Below are 13,456 nucleotides of genomic sequence, written 5' to 3'. Positions count from 1 at the left end.
GACGGTACCCCAGGGGGGGAAGGGCTCAGCGCAGTCTACTCGCCTCGGCGGCAAAGGACTCCAGGGCCCGGTAGTACGGGTCGATGCTGGGGATGTAGTGGCGCTCGTTGGCCGCGTGGGGGCCGATGCCCGTCTGACCCCACACCACGGCCTGGCCACCAGGCGCGAAGCGGGCGGAGGTGCCGGCGCCCTTGCGGCCGATGCGCACGTCGCCTCCGGCGGTGGTGATGCCCGCCAGCAGGGCCTTGAGGTACGGGTTCTCGGGATCGCAGGCCACGCCGGGTTCCCAGGCGGAGGGCAGGAACTCCAGCTGCAGCTCGGCGGCCAGGGCCTCGATCTCGGCGCGCATCCTCGAGACGTCGTCCTGGGGGATGGCGCGGATCTCCACGCCCAGGGAGCCGCGGTCCGGCGTGATGTTGTAGATGCCGGGCGTGCCCACCTGGATGTAGGCGAAGCGGGCCAGGGACTGCCAGCCATCGGCGGCCTTCAGGGTCAGGTGCTTGGCGAAGAGCTCGCGCAGGGATTCGCGGGCGCTGAGCAGGCGCTCGGTGAGGTCGCTGCCGCCGGCCAGGCCGCTGTGGCCGCGGGTGCCGTGGGCGATGAGCTCGAAGCGCAGGACGCCGCGGTTCTGGGTGCAGACCTCGCCCCAGAGCTCGGTGCCCTTCTCGCCGGTACGCTCGCCCGCGATGAAGAAGGAGGGCTCGTAGTCCCACTCGTCCTTGAGGACCTTCAGCACGTGGGGCGTGCCCATGGGCTCCAGCTCGCCGTTCTCCTCGTTGCCCACCAGCAGCAGGTTGATGGGCGGGTAGGGCGCGCCCTTCCTGAGCGTGTCCTTCATCCAGACGAGGTAGGTGGACACCACGGTCTTCATGTCGGCGGCGCCGCGGCCGTACAGGTAGTCACCCTGGATCCTCGGCTCGAACTGGGTGTCGTCCGGCTCGGGCTCCACCACGTCGAAGTGGCCGCAGAGCATGGCCGGGGCCTTCTCGCCGCCGGGGAAGTGGGCCAGCACGGCGGGGAAGGGCCCCTGGTCGAAGGTGCGCACGGGCACGCCGTGGTTGCGGAGGTAGTCGTAGACGAAGGTGGCGGCGCGGTGGACCTCCGGCAGCCGCTCCTCGGGGCAGGCCGTGACGCTGGGGATGCGCACCAGGCGCTGGGACAGGGCCACCACCTCGGTGGTCTTGTCGGGATAGTCCGCGTCCACCAGGGACTCGGGCCGGGGCTGGAAGCGGACGGGGGCCTGGGGATCCAGGGTCACCTCGTCGCGGGCATGCTCCACGAAGTCCCGCAGCTTGCCCTCTTCGTCGCCGAGGTCCGCCAGGTGGGCGGTGATGGTCTCCACCTCGTCGCGCACCCGGAGCTTGCGAGCCTCCGCCAGCTCCACCAGCAGGGCCGGGGGCACGATGTCCGAGGTGCCGAGCTTGGCCTTCAGGGTCTGGCGGATGCGCTCGGCGGTGCTGGGGGCGCCGGCCGCCAGCTCCCGCAGGGGCTGGAGGTCGTCCCAGAGGCCCAGGGCCTCGGCCAGGGGCCGCATCTGGAGGAGGGTCCAGTCCAGGAAGGCGGACAGGGAGACGGGCTTGGCCGTGAGGGGATCCTCGATGACGCCGCGCAGGCCCTCCTTGGCGGCCAGCTCCTCGTTGCGGCGGGCCCGCTTGATGTCCTCGGCGTCGTAGCGGAAGCCGCGGGCGAAGTCGGGGTCCGCGTAGAAGCGCAGCAGCAGCAGGTGCTTCAGCGTGAGGTTGGCGACGTCCAGGGCCAGGTCGTGGCCGGGATCGTCCGTGCGCACCTCCACGCGGGCCATGGGCAGGTCGATGCGGGCGAAGAGGTTCTGCCGCTCGATCTGGGCCGCCATGTCCTCCACGTTGCGGGTCTGCCCCGCGGCGAAGAGGCCCCGGGCGTAGATGTCGTGCAGCTGGTCGCTGGTGACCTGGATGAGCCGTTCCACGGGCTCCGCCTGGGAACGGGCGCGGACCGGGATCCAGTTGTTGTTGCCGAAGCGCACGCCGCTGCGGACCAGGTCGTAGGACAGGCGCAGGTAGTCGGCATGGCTGCGGTTCAGGTCCGGCACGTCCAGGGCGGGCGGGTTGGGGAAGGTGAGGTTGCGCACGGATTCGTAGGGCGTGAGGCGCACCACGGGCTTGCCGTCCTCCTCTGAAGCCTGCAGCGGCGTGCTCGCGCTGGTGGCGATGAAGAGCGCGGCGAAGGCGCGCATGAGCCGGGTGCCCGTGATGTAGATACGGTTCTTGTAGTCGTCCAGGTGCGTGTCGCCCCGCTCGCTGGTGGGCAGGTGCATGAAGTCCCAGGCCAGCATGGGCTCGGGCAGGCTCAGGTTCGAGTGGGTGCCGGCCGTGGCCAGCTCGGTGCCGTACATGTCCACGCAGCGCTGCAGGTAGCGCCGTTTGGCCAGGTGCCAGGACTCGGGCACGCAGTCGGGTCCGATCTTGGGCAGCACGAGCAGGTTGCCGTGCCAGTAGTGGAGCGGCTCCCCGAAGCTGCGGCCGGCCTTGGCCAGGGCATTGATGAGCGCGCCCTCCAGCAGGCGGCCCTCGTACACCGCCCCCCGCGGCGTGTGGTAGGGCTTGGTCACCCACTCGATCATCCAGTGGAAGACTTCGAGCTGGTGGTACTCCTCCGTCCAGGGAGACAGGACCTTGGAGCGCAGGTGGTCCACGAAGGACATGTGGTCGGGCCCCGTGCCCACGGTGAGCAGCGGCCGGAACTGCGGATCCACCAGGTTCCACTCCAGCTCCAGCCCGCAGAGGCCACCCGAGGGACGGGTCTCCAGCGCCGTCTGGCGCGCCAGCTGGAACTTCTCGACAAAGGCGTTCAAGTCGAACACGGGGACTCCGGATCAATCAGCTGAGGGGTGTTTTCCTCAGAGACTCAAAGAAGAAAACTGATTTTTTTTAACCGCAGATGGCGCAGATAAGTTCCTTGGCTTTTCATCTGCGCAATCTGCGACATCTGCGGTTAGACCTTCTTCATTCTCATCTCCCAAGTTCTTTAAGGGCCTCGATCAATCGTGTAGCTGCGCCCTGGGTGCGCTCGACGGGGGTGGCGTAGGAGAAGCGGATCCACTCGCCGCCGTAGGGGCTGAAGAAGGCGCCCGGCACCACGGCCACGCCGTGGTTTTCGGCGAAATGCTGGCCCAGGGGCTCGCTGTCGGCCCAGCCCTTGGCCTTCAGGCCCGCGGCCACGTTGATGAAGGCGTAGTAGCCCTGGCCGATGATGTGGGTGAGTCCCTGGGTCTTCAGGAACTCGCGCAGCCAGGCGCGGCTGGCGCGGCAGGGCTCGGCGATGGGCGCGCTGGCAGCGGCGAACCCCTGCTCGTAGGCGGCCATGGCCACGGCCAGGCTGAAGAAGGAGGGGATCACCGTGTGCGAGGCCTGGGCCACGATGGTCTTCACCACTTCGGCGTCCGCCAGCAGGTGGCAGTTGCGGATGTTGGACCCGCCCAGGCTCTTGGTGATGCCGTCCAGCACCATGAGGCGCTTGCGCAGCTCGGGCTCGAAGGCCCGCAGCAGCGCGTTCACGTCATAGGGCTCGCCATCGCCCACGGCGTGGTACATCCAGTCGAAGAGGACGAAGGCCACACCGGCTTCCAGGGCGGTCCGTGCCAGGGTGATCTGGCGTTCCAGGGTAAGCGTCTGGCCCGTGGGATTGTCCGGGCTGGTGATGACGAGGCCCGCCACCTTGCGGCCGGTTTTGGCCGCTTCGGTGACGCAGGCACGGAGGCCGTCCTCGGAATAGGCCCAGCCCTCCTCGGCGCGGCCCGGGGCCCACATCACGTTGGCGCCGATGCCGTACGGCCCCCAGTTGTAGCTGATCCAGGGCACGCGGCTCACGACCACCACGTCGCCCTGGCGGCCGTGGCCCAGGGCCATCATCGCCTGGTAGGCCTTCTGCAGGCCATCGCGGCCGCCCTGGGTGCCGATGACGTTGGCCGTGCCCCAGCCGGTGTCGGGAGCCAGCTTCCAGTAGCTTTCGGCCACGGCCTTGCGGTAGGCCTCGGTGCCGAAGGGCATGTCGTAGGCGGTACCGTGCTGCTTCTGCAGCTCGAAGGCACGGTCCAGCAGGGCCTCGGGCACGCCGGGCAGCGAGGCGCCGCCGTCGCCCTGGCTGGCGTCGAAGATGGGCACGCCGGGCTGCTTCTCCTGGAAGACCTTCAGCGACTTGTTGATGAGGAACATGCGCGAGGCCGGGATGGCCATCATCTTCCCCAGGTGGTCGCCCACCGGGACGAGGTTCGTCTCGGGCACGGCGAAGGCGGGCGTTTCAGGAGAGAGAAGGGCAGCCACGGTACCTCCCGATACGAAAAATGCCGCCCCTGCGGCAACCCGGGGGCGACAAGCATTGGTTAAGGCTAGCAGTTCAGGTTCTCGGCTCAAAGTTATAGAACCTTATGAATTGATAAATGAACCTTATGCGTCAGGAATGAGATCGCGGTGCGTGAAGGGGCGGGCGGCGGGCCCCGCATAGTCCTCGACCCGCTGCCCCGAGCCCCGGAGCAGGTAGCGGTAGCTGAGCAGGCCCTCCAGGCCGACCGGTCCGCGGGCGTGGAGGCGTCCGGTGCTGATGCCGACCTCCGCCCCGAAGCCGTACCGGAAGCCATCGGCGAAGCGGGTCGAGGCATTGTGGAAGACGCCCGCCGCGTCCACCTCGGCCAGGAAGCGGGCAGCGATGGCGGCGTCCTCGGTGACGATGGCCTCGGTGTGGCCGCTGCCGTGGGCGCGGATGTGGGCTAGGGCCTCGTCGAGGTCAGCCACCACCTTCATGGCCAGGATGGGCATGCCGTACTCGGCATCCCAGTCAGCGTCGGTGGCGGGCGCGATGGCGGGGATCAGCTCGCAGCAGCTCGGGCAGCCGCGCAGCTCCACGCCCCGGGGAGCGAGATCCGCCACCAGGGCGGGCAGCAGCCGGGCCGCCGCTTCACGGTGGATCAGCACGGTCTCCACGGCATTGCAGGCGGAGGGGTACTGCAGCTTGGCATCCCGCACCAGGGCCACGGCCATGGCGGTGTCCGCGGCCGCGTCGAGGAACATGTGGCACAGCCCGTCCGCGTGGCCCAGCACGGGAATGCGGGTGGCGGCCTGGAGGCTCAGGACCAGCTCCCGGGAGCCGCGGGGGATGACCAGGTCCACCAGGTCCGGGCGCTGCAGGAGCACAGCGACCGCCGCGCGATCCGGCAGGCCCTGCACGGCGGCTTCGGGAATGCCCGTGTCCCGCAGGGCGGCCTGCACCGCGGCGAGCAGCGCCGCATTGGAGTGGCGGGCCTCGCTGCCGCCCTTGAGCAGCACGGCGTTGCCGCTCTTCAGGGCCAGGGCGCTGATCTGGATGAGGGCATCGGGCCGCGACTCGAAGACGACGCACAGCACGCCCAGGGGACAGCTTTCCCGGGTGAGCTCGAGCCCCGCGTCGAGCTCGCGCCGCAGCTGGACCTGATGCAGGGGATCCGGCAGGTCCGCCACGGCGCGGACGCCCTTTGCCATGGCGTCGAGCTTGACGGCGTCCAGCTTCAGGCGCTCGAGGGCCGACGAGTCGATGAGGCCCGCCGCCGCGCGGACATCCTGGGCGTTGGCCGAGAGGATCTCCTCGGCGCGCCGGCCCAGCTCCTGAGCCAGGCGCAGGAGCACGCCGGAGCGCAGCCCGGAGGGGGTGGTCGCCAGGCGCCGCGAGGCCTCGCGGGCGGCCTGCGCCATGCGGTGGATGGCCTCGGGATCGGTGCTTGCCGTGGTCATGACCGGCCTCCCCTGGGTGCGGCGAGGAAGAGGGTGCCCACGGATTCGCCTGAGAGGATCCGGGCCAGGATGTGGACGGCGAGTCCCGAGGCCAGCACCACGGGAACCCCCGCCCGGGCGGCGGCGCGGGCCGCCTCCACCTTGCTGACCATGCCGCCCCGGCCGCGGTCGGAGCCGCCCTCCAGGTTGGCCCGCAGGTCGGCGCCGAAGGGGACCTCGGTCAGGGGGGTGGCATCGGGGTCGAGGCCGGGGTTGGCGGTGTGCAGGGCCGTCACGTCCGACAGCAGGATCAACAGGTCCGCCTCCAGATGCGTGGCCACCAGGGCCGAGAGGTGGTCGTTGTCGCTGAAGATGGGCGTGTGGCCGGGATCCGGGCGTTCCAGCTCCAGGGTGGAGACGGTGTCGTTCTCATTGAGCACGGGGATGGCGCCCAGCTCCAGCAGCGTCTCCAGCGTGCGCCGGAGGTTGGCGTGACGGACGGGATCGGCGAAGTCGTCCTCGGTGAGCAGCACCTGGGCGGCGCAGAGCCCCATGCGGGCGAAGCCCTCCTGGTAGATGGACATGAGCTGGCCCTGGCCAGCCGCCGCGCAGGCCTGCTTCTGGGACAGGCTCTCGGGACGGATGCCCAGCTGCCGGGCCCCGAGCCCCACGGCCCCGGAGGACACCAGCACGGGCTGGGCGCCCCGGCGGCGGAGCTCCGCCACGGTCTCCATGAGCCCGTAGAGGCGGCTGAGGGCGGGCCTGCCCTCGCCATCCAGCACGACCTGGGTGCCAAGCTTCAGCACGATCCGCTGTGCGCTGGCCAGGCCGACACGCTGCAGGGGTTCAGGGGAGGCCTTCGAAGGATGGTTCATGGAAACCTGCCGAAAGAAAAACCCCCGATCACGGCGGGTCGGGGGCGGGAGGGCGGGAGGTCCTGATGCTCGTTCAGACCTGCAATCCCCCGGCCGCCGGAATGGGGTGGCCAGGGCGCGGGATGAGATTCTGGGTGGACTTCATGGTGGAGCCATTGTGGGCGCAGGATGCCTGTCGGCACAAGGGCCGAATGGCGTCCGCTGGCGTTTCATGCGCAGGGACTCATCGTGAAGTGGGGGCATGTCGCAGAATGGCACTAAACTTCTGACGGCCCTTCCACGAAGCCCCCGCACGCCCGCGTCCAACCCGAAGGAGCCACCGGTTTGAGTGATCGTCAGGATTCGACCCTGGAAACGAGCCGGTGGACCGTCCAGCCTTGGGACTGGCGTCTGCTTGGCCTGCTGGTGGGTCTCAAGCTGCTGCTGCATCTCCTCTCCAGCAACGCCTATGGGTTCTTCCGTGACGAGCTGTACTTCCTGGACTGCGCCCGGCACATGGGCTGGGGCTATGTGGATGACGCGCCGCTGATTGCGGGCTACGCCAAGGTCGCGTCGTGGCTGGGCGGATCCCTACCCGTCGTGCGCCTGCTGCCCGCCCTGGCGGGGGCGGGCACGGTGGCGCTGAGCATGGTGCTGGCGCGGCAGCTGGGCGGCGGCCGCTTCGCCCAGCTGTTGACAGGCCTCTGCATTCTGGGCGTGCCGGTCTTCCTCGGCATGGACAGCATCCTCTGCGTGGGTGCCTTCGAGCCGCTGTTCTGGATGGGCTGCGTCGCGGTGGTCATCGAGATCGTGCGGACCGGGAACTCCCGCCTATGGCTCTGGTTTGGCGTGCTGGCCGGCCTGGGTCTCGAGAACAAATACGCCATGCTGGTCTTTGGACTCGCGGCGCTCGTCGCCATCCTCTTGACACCCCTGCGACGGGAGCTGCGGAGGCCCTGGTTCTGGGCGGCTGGGTTCCTCGCGATGCTGATCTTCCTTCCGACACTGCTCTGGCAGATCCGCCACGGCTACCCATTGCTGGAGGACATGGCCAACATCCGGCGCCTGGGGAAGAACGTGGTGCTCGGGCCATGGGCCTTCATCCGCCAGCAGATCCAGATCCTCCACCCGCTGCTCTTCCCCATCTGGTTCGCCGGGCTCTGTTCCCTGCTGTTCGGCCGTCAATCCCGGCTCCGGGTGCTGGGCCTCCTCTACCTGGGCATGCTGGCGCTGATGATGGGGCTTCACGCCAAGGACTACTATCTGGCGGCCATCTACCCCATGTTGTTCGCGGCTGGTGCCGTCGCCGTGGAGGACTGGCTGGCCAGGCAGGCCTGGAGCCGCGGCCGGCTGTGGCCCAAGGCGACGCTGCTCACCGCGGTCGTCGCGGTGACGGCGGTGCTCATCCCCGCCCTGCTTCCCTTGCTGTCTCCGGGCCAGTTGCTGGCCTACCAGCAAGCCATCGGGCTCAAGGCCGACAAGCTGGAAGTCCACCACGAAGGGCCGTTGGACCAGCGCCTGAGTGACCAGTTCGGCTGGCCCGAACTCGCAGATGAAGTGGCGCAGATCTATCATTCGCTGACCCCTGAGGAGCGCGCCAACACTGCCATCTACGCCGCCAACTACGGCGAGGCCGGGGCCATCAACCACCTGGGGCCCGTCCGTGGGCTCCCCCGGGCCATCTGCGCCCACCAGGCCCACTCGCTGTGGGCCCCGCCGGAGCGGGATTATTCGACCTACATCTGCCTGGGCTGCGATGAGGGACTGTCACGGGTCTTCGAATCGGTGCAGGTGGCCGCCGTGCACCATCACCCTTGGGGCATGGAGGAGGAGAACCGGCCCATCTACCTGTGCCGGAAACCTAAGGTGTCCATCCGTGGACTGTGGCCGACGTTGAAGCACTGGAATTGAGGTCGTGCCTCAAGCCTGTGCGGCCACCCGCAGGCCCTCCCACAGTGCTTCCACATGCCGCCGCTCGGTGGCCTCGGCACCGATGCTCACGCGCAGCATCTGGGTTCCCTTGAGCATGGAAGGCGTCAGATAGGCCTTGCCGCTGTCGTTCACGCGGCGGGCGAGCTCGAGGTTGTGGGTGGCGAGGGCCGCTTCATCGAGGCCAGGTTTGCGATGCCGGAGGCACACGGTCTGCAGGGGCACGGGCGCCAGACGCTCCCAGTCGGGGGCCGCGTCCACCTGCGCCTTGAGCCACTGGGCGTTCTCCAGGTCCCGGCGCAGGCGGGCCTGCAGGCCCTCCACGCCCACGTCCATGAGGTAGAACCACAGCTTCAGCGCCCGGAAGCGGCGGCCCAGCTGGATGTGCCAGTCGCGGAAGTTGCTCACCTGGCCGTCCTGGGCGGTGCGCAGGTAGCTGGGGTTGGTGCTCATGACGCGGATGAGGTGCTGGGGATCGCGCACGTAGTAGGCGCTGAGATCGAAACCCACGCCCATCCACTTGTGGGGGTTGAAGACGAGGCTGTCGGCCCGCTCCACCCCTTCCCACATCCAGCGGCACTCGGGCAGCACCATGGCCGTGCCGGCGAGGGCGGCGTCCACGTGTAGCCACAGACCGTGCTTTTCCGCGAGATCCGCCATGGCGGCCACGGGGTCAATGGCCGTGGTGCCCGTGGTGCCCACGGCCGCCACCAGGGCGCAGGGCCGCAGCCCGATGTCGAGGTCCTTCTCGATGGCCGCCGTCAGGAGATCCATGCGGATGGCGTGGTGCTCGTCCGTGGGAATCAGGCGCAGGAAGCTGCGGCCGAAGCCCGCCAGCAGCGCGGCTTTCTCGATGGAGCTGTGGCCCTGGTCCGAGGCGTAGACCACCAGGGGTGCCTCGCCACTCTGCAATCCCTCAGTGTCCTGCGCGTAACCCGAGACCTTCTCCCGGGCGCAGAGCAGGGCGGTGAAGGTGGCGGTGCTGGCGGTGTCGTGGATGACGCCGGTGAAGCCCGGGCTCAGGCCCACCATCTGGCGCAGCCAGTCCATGACCACTTCTTCGACCTCGGTGGCGGCGGGGCTGGTCTGCCAGCTCATGCCCTGGGCGCCGATGCCCGAGGCGGCCAGGTCGCCGAGGATCGAGCTGTAGCTGGTGTTGCTGGGGAAGTAGGCGAAGAAGGAGGGGTGGTTCCAGTGGGTGATGCCGGGCATCACGTCCCGTTCCAGGGCGGCCAGCGCCACATCCATCCGGCCCCCGTGCAGGGGCGGGTGATCCGGGAAGGCGGCCCGGACCTCGCCGGGCTTCACCTGGCTCATGACCGGCAGGCGCTCCAGGCCTTCGCGGTAGTCCGCGATCCAATCCACGAGCTGGTAACCGAGGCGGCGGAATTCTTGGGCGTCCATGCCGATCATTGTGCCGGAACCAGATCGCTGCGCGATCTGGTTAGGTGAAAAGCATGAAGGGGGCCGCCCGATCCAGGGCTTGCTTTCGAACTTTGAAATCATAAAATGATTTCAAAGCATGTACCATCGCCCCACCCATTCAGAGGAGATCATGTTCAGCACCACGCTCCGCCTCGACGATGACCTGGGCCGCTTCCTGCGGGAGGTGGCGGAAGCCCAGGCCATGAGCGTGAATGGCTGGCTGGCGGAGCTGGTGCGCCGAGAGCAGGCGATGGCTGCGCGGCGGAAGCTGGCGGCGGATTGGGCGGCCTACGGCAGGGATGGCGAAGCCCAAGACGTGGCCTACGCGTTTGCGGCTCAGGCCGAGGTGGCGGCGGAGCCGCGTCGGCGGAGCTACAAGTCGCGGAAGGCCAAATGACCAGTGATTTCCAGAAGTGCAGCCGGGGCGAGATCTGGCTGCTGGACTGGAACCCGCGGCGGGGCTCGGAGCAGGGTGGCTTCCGGCCCGGCCTCATCATCCAGTCCGATCTCGGCAACCATGCCGAGGGCGCCCGCACCACCGTGGTGGTGCCGCTCACGACGCAGGGGCGCGCCTATGCCTTCTACGTCCCGATCCCAAAGGGGAAGGAGAATGGCCTCCCTGCGGATTCCTGGGCCAACGCCACCCAGATCTTCACCGTGGACAAGTCCCGGCTGACCAAGCGCCTCGGCAAGGCCACGCCGGTCCAGATGAAGGCTTTGGCCGAGGCTCTCTCAGCCGTTCTGGATTTCTAGCAAAATCGCAAAGCGATTTTGCTAGTGGTGCGCCTGCGGCACGGGAACCACCGCGATCGGTTTGAAGAACTGCACCTTGCCGCTGGCCAGGTTGTAGAGGGCGGGCACGATCCAGAGCTTCTCGGCGGCGGCGAGGTCCCGCAGCAGGGCGGAGCGGTCGAGCATGGCCTGGGCCTGGCGGCGGGCATTGGCCTCCTCCAGCCGGCCGAGGTGTCCCTTGGCGTCCTCGTTGGGATCCTGGGGCGTGCTCTCCAGCAGGCCCGCCATGCCCGCCTGCAGGGCCCAGAGGTTGCCGGGCAGGGACTTGCCGTTGGCCTCGCGCACGGCCTTCACGGCGCCGCAGCTGGTGTGGCCCATGACGACGATGAGCTTGGAGCCCAGGTGCTCGGCGGCGTACTCGGCCGAGGCGATGCCCTGCAGGTCCGGCGCATTGCCGGCTTCGCGGATGGTGAAGAGGCGCCCCGCCTCCTGGTCGAAGAGGAGGGCGTCGGGTACCCGGCTATCCGAGCAGGTGATGACCACGGCGAAGGGCGCCTGCCCGCCCACCAGGGCCGCGCGCATGGCCGCGTCATGGCCGGTGTCCAGGGTGCGGACGCGCTTTCCGCCCACGAACCTGGCATTGCCGGCGCTGAGCTCGGCGAGGGCCGCGCTGGGGCTGTCCGGCGCATCGGCGGCGGGGGCCGGGCCGTGGGCCGCCGGGGTGGAGGCCTGGGCCTGGACCGCGGCCTTCGGCTTGGCCTTGGCTGCCGGGGTCGCATGTTCGTCGGCGGGCAGGACGAAGGTGGTGGTGGCGAGGATCAGGGGCAGCAGTCGCATGGGAGCTCCAGGGGCCCCCTCTGGATCGGAGCAGAGATCCAGGGGCATGAGTCGCGGCAGGGAAAGCTGCCACCCCGCCCGCAGCAGGAGGATAGGCTGCTAGCCAGGCGGAATCATGAAGCTGGCCCTGGTGGCGATCCACATCGAACCCTCCCCCCGGGCCCTGCCCCTGGGGCCGGCCATGCTGGCCTCGGTGCTCCGGGGCGCCTTCGGGGAGGTGATCCAGACCCGGGTGGTGGATGCCTTCGTGACCGAGCCGGCCGCGGCCTGCGCCGCGCGGATCCTGGCCAGCGATCCGGATCTGGTGGGGTTCTCCATGTATGTCTGGAACCGCAGCCAGACCCTGGAGATCGCCGCCCGCCTGAAGGCCAACCGGCCGGACATCGTCATCTTTGCCGGCGGGGCCGAGGCCACGGCGGATGTCGCGGGCGTCCTGGCGGACCCGTCCATGGACTTCGTGCTGCCGGGAGAGGGCGAGGAGATCCTCGTCGAGGCCATGGGGCGCCTCCTCCAGGGGGACCCGCCCCGGGCCCTCGCCGAGTGGGCGCGGCCCCGGCCGGTGAAGGACCTGACGGACCTGCCCTCGCCCTACCTGGATGGCACCCTGCGCCCCGAGGACTATGGCGGGGCGCTCTGGGAGCTCTCCCGGGGCTGTCCCTTCACCTGCGACTTCTGCTTCGAGGCCCGGGGCACGGCGGGCACACGCCGGATCCCCCTGGCCCGGGTGGAGGCGGAACTGGACCTGTTCGAGGCCCGGGGCATCCGCGAGGTCTTCGTCCTCGATCCCACCTTCAACTACCACAAGGTCCAGGCCAAGCAGGTGCTGCGGCTCATCGCGGCCAAGGCCCCCGGCACCCACTTCTTCTTCGAGGTCCGCAGCGAGTTCCTGGATCGGGAGATGGCCGGGCTCTTCGCGGCCATCCGCTGCACCCTGCAGATCGGCCTGCAGAGCGCCCACGATGACGTGCTCCGGAACATCAGCCGGAGCTTCGACCCGGAGGACTTCGAGGCCAAGATCCTCCTGCTGCACCAGGCCGGCGTGCCCTACGGCTTCGACCTCATCTACGGGCTTCCCGGCGACACCCTCGAGGGGTTCCGGGAAAGCGTGGATTTCGCCATGGGCCTGGTGCCCAACCACCTCGACGTCTTCCGCCTCTCGGTGCTCCCGGGCACGCGCCTGGCCGAGACGGCCGCCGGGCTCCAGCTGCGGCACGAGGCCCACAACCCCTACCGCGTGCTCAGCTCGCCCAGCTTCAGCGCCGCGGACATGGATCAGGCCGGCCGCATTGCCAAAGGCTGCGACGCCCTCTACAACCAGGGCCGGGCCGTGCCCTGGTTCGGCATGCTGCTGGAGCCGCTGGAGCTGAGGCCATCCGAGGTCTTCGAAGCCTTCGCCGCGTGGCTGGAGGCCCACCCCGAGGCCGCGCCCATCGAGACCCAGCGCGGCTTCTTCCGGTCCCTCTTCGAAGCGCGGGGCGACCGCCTGCTGGGCGATCTGGCCGCGGACGTGATCGCCTGCTTCAGTTATTCCTCGGCCTTGATGGACGAGCCCAGCGACGAAGCAGCAGCTGTCCGACGCGTCTCCTTCCACCACGATCCCAGGGCGCTCATGGCCCAGATCGAGGAGGGAACCACGCGGCTGGAAGAGCTGGCCTTCAGCGTGGAGGCCATGCCCTGCGAGGTCGAGTTCGCGCTTGTTGACGGAGAGTTGATTCTCCGAGTGCAGTGATTGAGGCAATTTACAAATTCATGTGGAATGAGGAAAGGATCTTCCGGGATTTGTGGAAATGCCGTCTCACCGCGGATCCCATGCCCCTGGGGACGGGGCTCCACTTGGGCTGAAAGCATGGAACCGCGAATGACGCGAATGGGCGCGAAAACAGCGGGGATAGGCCGCCTGGGCCTTCGGCCCCCAGCCGCGTTTTTGCGCGGCTGGCCGCTCACGGGACGGTGCCGCCGGCC

The 13,456-nt window shown here is 69.0% G+C and carries 10 protein-coding genes; 4 read left to right on the top strand and 6 right to left on the bottom strand.

The window, feature by feature from the left end; translation table 11 throughout:
- Positions 1 to 25: 25 nt before the first annotated feature.
- From QOZ81_RS11775 to proB, 4 genes are all read right to left on the bottom strand, one after another.
- Positions 26 to 2,839, bottom strand: coding sequence for a M20/M25/M40 family metallo-hydrolase (locus QOZ81_RS11775; protein WP_291206318.1), 2,814 nt, complete (start codon positions 2,837 to 2,839; stop codon positions 26 to 28).
- Positions 2,840 to 2,987: 148 nt separating this feature from the next.
- Positions 2,988 to 4,298, bottom strand: coding sequence for a pyridoxal phosphate-dependent aminotransferase (locus QOZ81_RS11770; RefSeq protein WP_291206321.1), 1,311 nt, complete (start codon positions 4,296 to 4,298; stop codon positions 2,988 to 2,990).
- Between the two features lie 123 nt (positions 4,299 to 4,421).
- Positions 4,422 to 5,738 carry a glutamate-5-semialdehyde dehydrogenase gene (locus QOZ81_RS11765; RefSeq protein ID WP_291206324.1) on the bottom strand — a complete coding sequence of 439 codons (1,317 nt, stop codon included), beginning with the start codon at positions 5,736 to 5,738 and terminating at the stop codon, positions 4,422 to 4,424.
- A complete protein-coding gene (proB, locus tag QOZ81_RS11760) occupies positions 5,735 to 6,592 on the bottom strand; it encodes a glutamate 5-kinase (RefSeq protein ID WP_291206327.1) in 858 nt (285 codons plus the stop codon). The genes QOZ81_RS11765 and proB overlap by 4 nt, the downstream gene beginning before the upstream one ends.
- Positions 6,593 to 6,916: 324 nt before the next feature.
- Between proB and QOZ81_RS11755 the strand changes: the two genes are divergently transcribed.
- Positions 6,917 to 8,482: an ArnT family glycosyltransferase gene (locus tag QOZ81_RS11755; RefSeq protein ID WP_291206328.1), complete on the top strand. Its 1,566-nt coding sequence runs from the start codon at positions 6,917 to 6,919 to the stop codon at positions 8,480 to 8,482.
- Between the two features lie 9 nt (positions 8,483 to 8,491).
- Here QOZ81_RS11755 and QOZ81_RS11750 read toward each other — a convergent pair whose 3' ends face one another.
- Positions 8,492 to 9,904: a pyridoxal phosphate-dependent decarboxylase family protein gene (locus QOZ81_RS11750; RefSeq protein ID WP_291206331.1), complete on the bottom strand. Its 1,413-nt coding sequence runs from the start codon at positions 9,902 to 9,904 to the stop codon at positions 8,492 to 8,494.
- 151 nt (positions 9,905 to 10,055) lie between these two features.
- On the opposite strand from QOZ81_RS11750, the gene QOZ81_RS11745 reads away from it, so the two are divergent.
- Together QOZ81_RS11745 and QOZ81_RS11740 are read left to right on the top strand one after the other, a co-directional pair.
- The gene (locus QOZ81_RS11745) at positions 10,056 to 10,322 is read left to right on the top strand and encodes a hypothetical protein (protein WP_291206333.1); all 267 of its coding nucleotides are present in this window, start codon (positions 10,056 to 10,058) and stop codon (positions 10,320 to 10,322) included.
- The gene (locus QOZ81_RS11740; RefSeq protein ID WP_291206336.1) at positions 10,319 to 10,678 is read left to right on the top strand and encodes a type II toxin-antitoxin system PemK/MazF family toxin; all 360 of its coding nucleotides are present in this window, start codon (positions 10,319 to 10,321) and stop codon (positions 10,676 to 10,678) included. Before QOZ81_RS11745 ends, QOZ81_RS11740 begins: the two co-directional genes overlap by 4 nt.
- 21 nt (positions 10,679 to 10,699) lie before the next feature.
- On the opposite strand, the gene QOZ81_RS11735 is transcribed toward QOZ81_RS11740, so the two are convergent.
- Positions 10,700 to 11,494, bottom strand: coding sequence for a carbonic anhydrase (locus QOZ81_RS11735; RefSeq protein ID WP_291206339.1), 795 nt, complete (start codon positions 11,492 to 11,494; stop codon positions 10,700 to 10,702).
- Positions 11,495 to 11,609: 115 nt separating this feature from the next.
- On the opposite strand from QOZ81_RS11735, the gene QOZ81_RS11730 reads away from it, so the two are divergent.
- Positions 11,610 to 13,223, top strand: a complete 1,614-nt coding sequence (locus QOZ81_RS11730; protein ID WP_291206342.1) for a B12-binding domain-containing radical SAM protein — start codon at positions 11,610 to 11,612, stop codon at positions 13,221 to 13,223.
- Positions 13,224 to 13,456 lie beyond the last annotated feature (233 nt).

The sequence above is a fragment of the Geothrix sp. genome (genome assembly GCF_030219325.1).
In the GTDB taxonomy this organism is placed as follows: domain Bacteria; phylum Acidobacteriota; class Holophagae; order Holophagales; family Holophagaceae; genus Geothrix.
The sequence above is the reverse complement of the archived record's forward strand: the minus strand, read 5'-3'. Positions and strand labels throughout refer to the sequence as shown.

Excerpts from the sequence above, each read along its gene's own strand:
- QOZ81_RS11740 (WP_291206336.1), top strand. The coding sequence starts at position 10,319 with ATGACCAGTGATTTCCAGAAGTGCAGCCGGGGCGAGATCTGGCTGCTG.
- QOZ81_RS11730 (WP_291206342.1), top strand. The coding sequence starts at position 11,610 with ATGAAGCTGGCCCTGGTGGCGATCCACATCGAACCCTCCCCCCGGGCC.
- QOZ81_RS11765 (WP_291206324.1), bottom strand. The coding sequence starts at position 5,738 with ATGACCACGGCAAGCACCGATCCCGAGGCCATCCACCGCATGGCGCAG.
- QOZ81_RS11735 (WP_291206339.1), bottom strand. The coding sequence starts at position 11,494 with ATGCGACTGCTGCCCCTGATCCTCGCCACCACCACCTTCGTCCTGCCC.
- QOZ81_RS11745 (WP_291206333.1), top strand. The coding sequence starts at position 10,056 with ATGTTCAGCACCACGCTCCGCCTCGACGATGACCTGGGCCGCTTCCTG.
- proB (WP_291206327.1), bottom strand. The coding sequence starts at position 6,592 with ATGAACCATCCTTCGAAGGCCTCCCCTGAACCCCTGCAGCGTGTCGGC.
- QOZ81_RS11750 (WP_291206331.1), bottom strand. The coding sequence starts at position 9,904 with ATGGACGCCCAAGAATTCCGCCGCCTCGGTTACCAGCTCGTGGATTGG.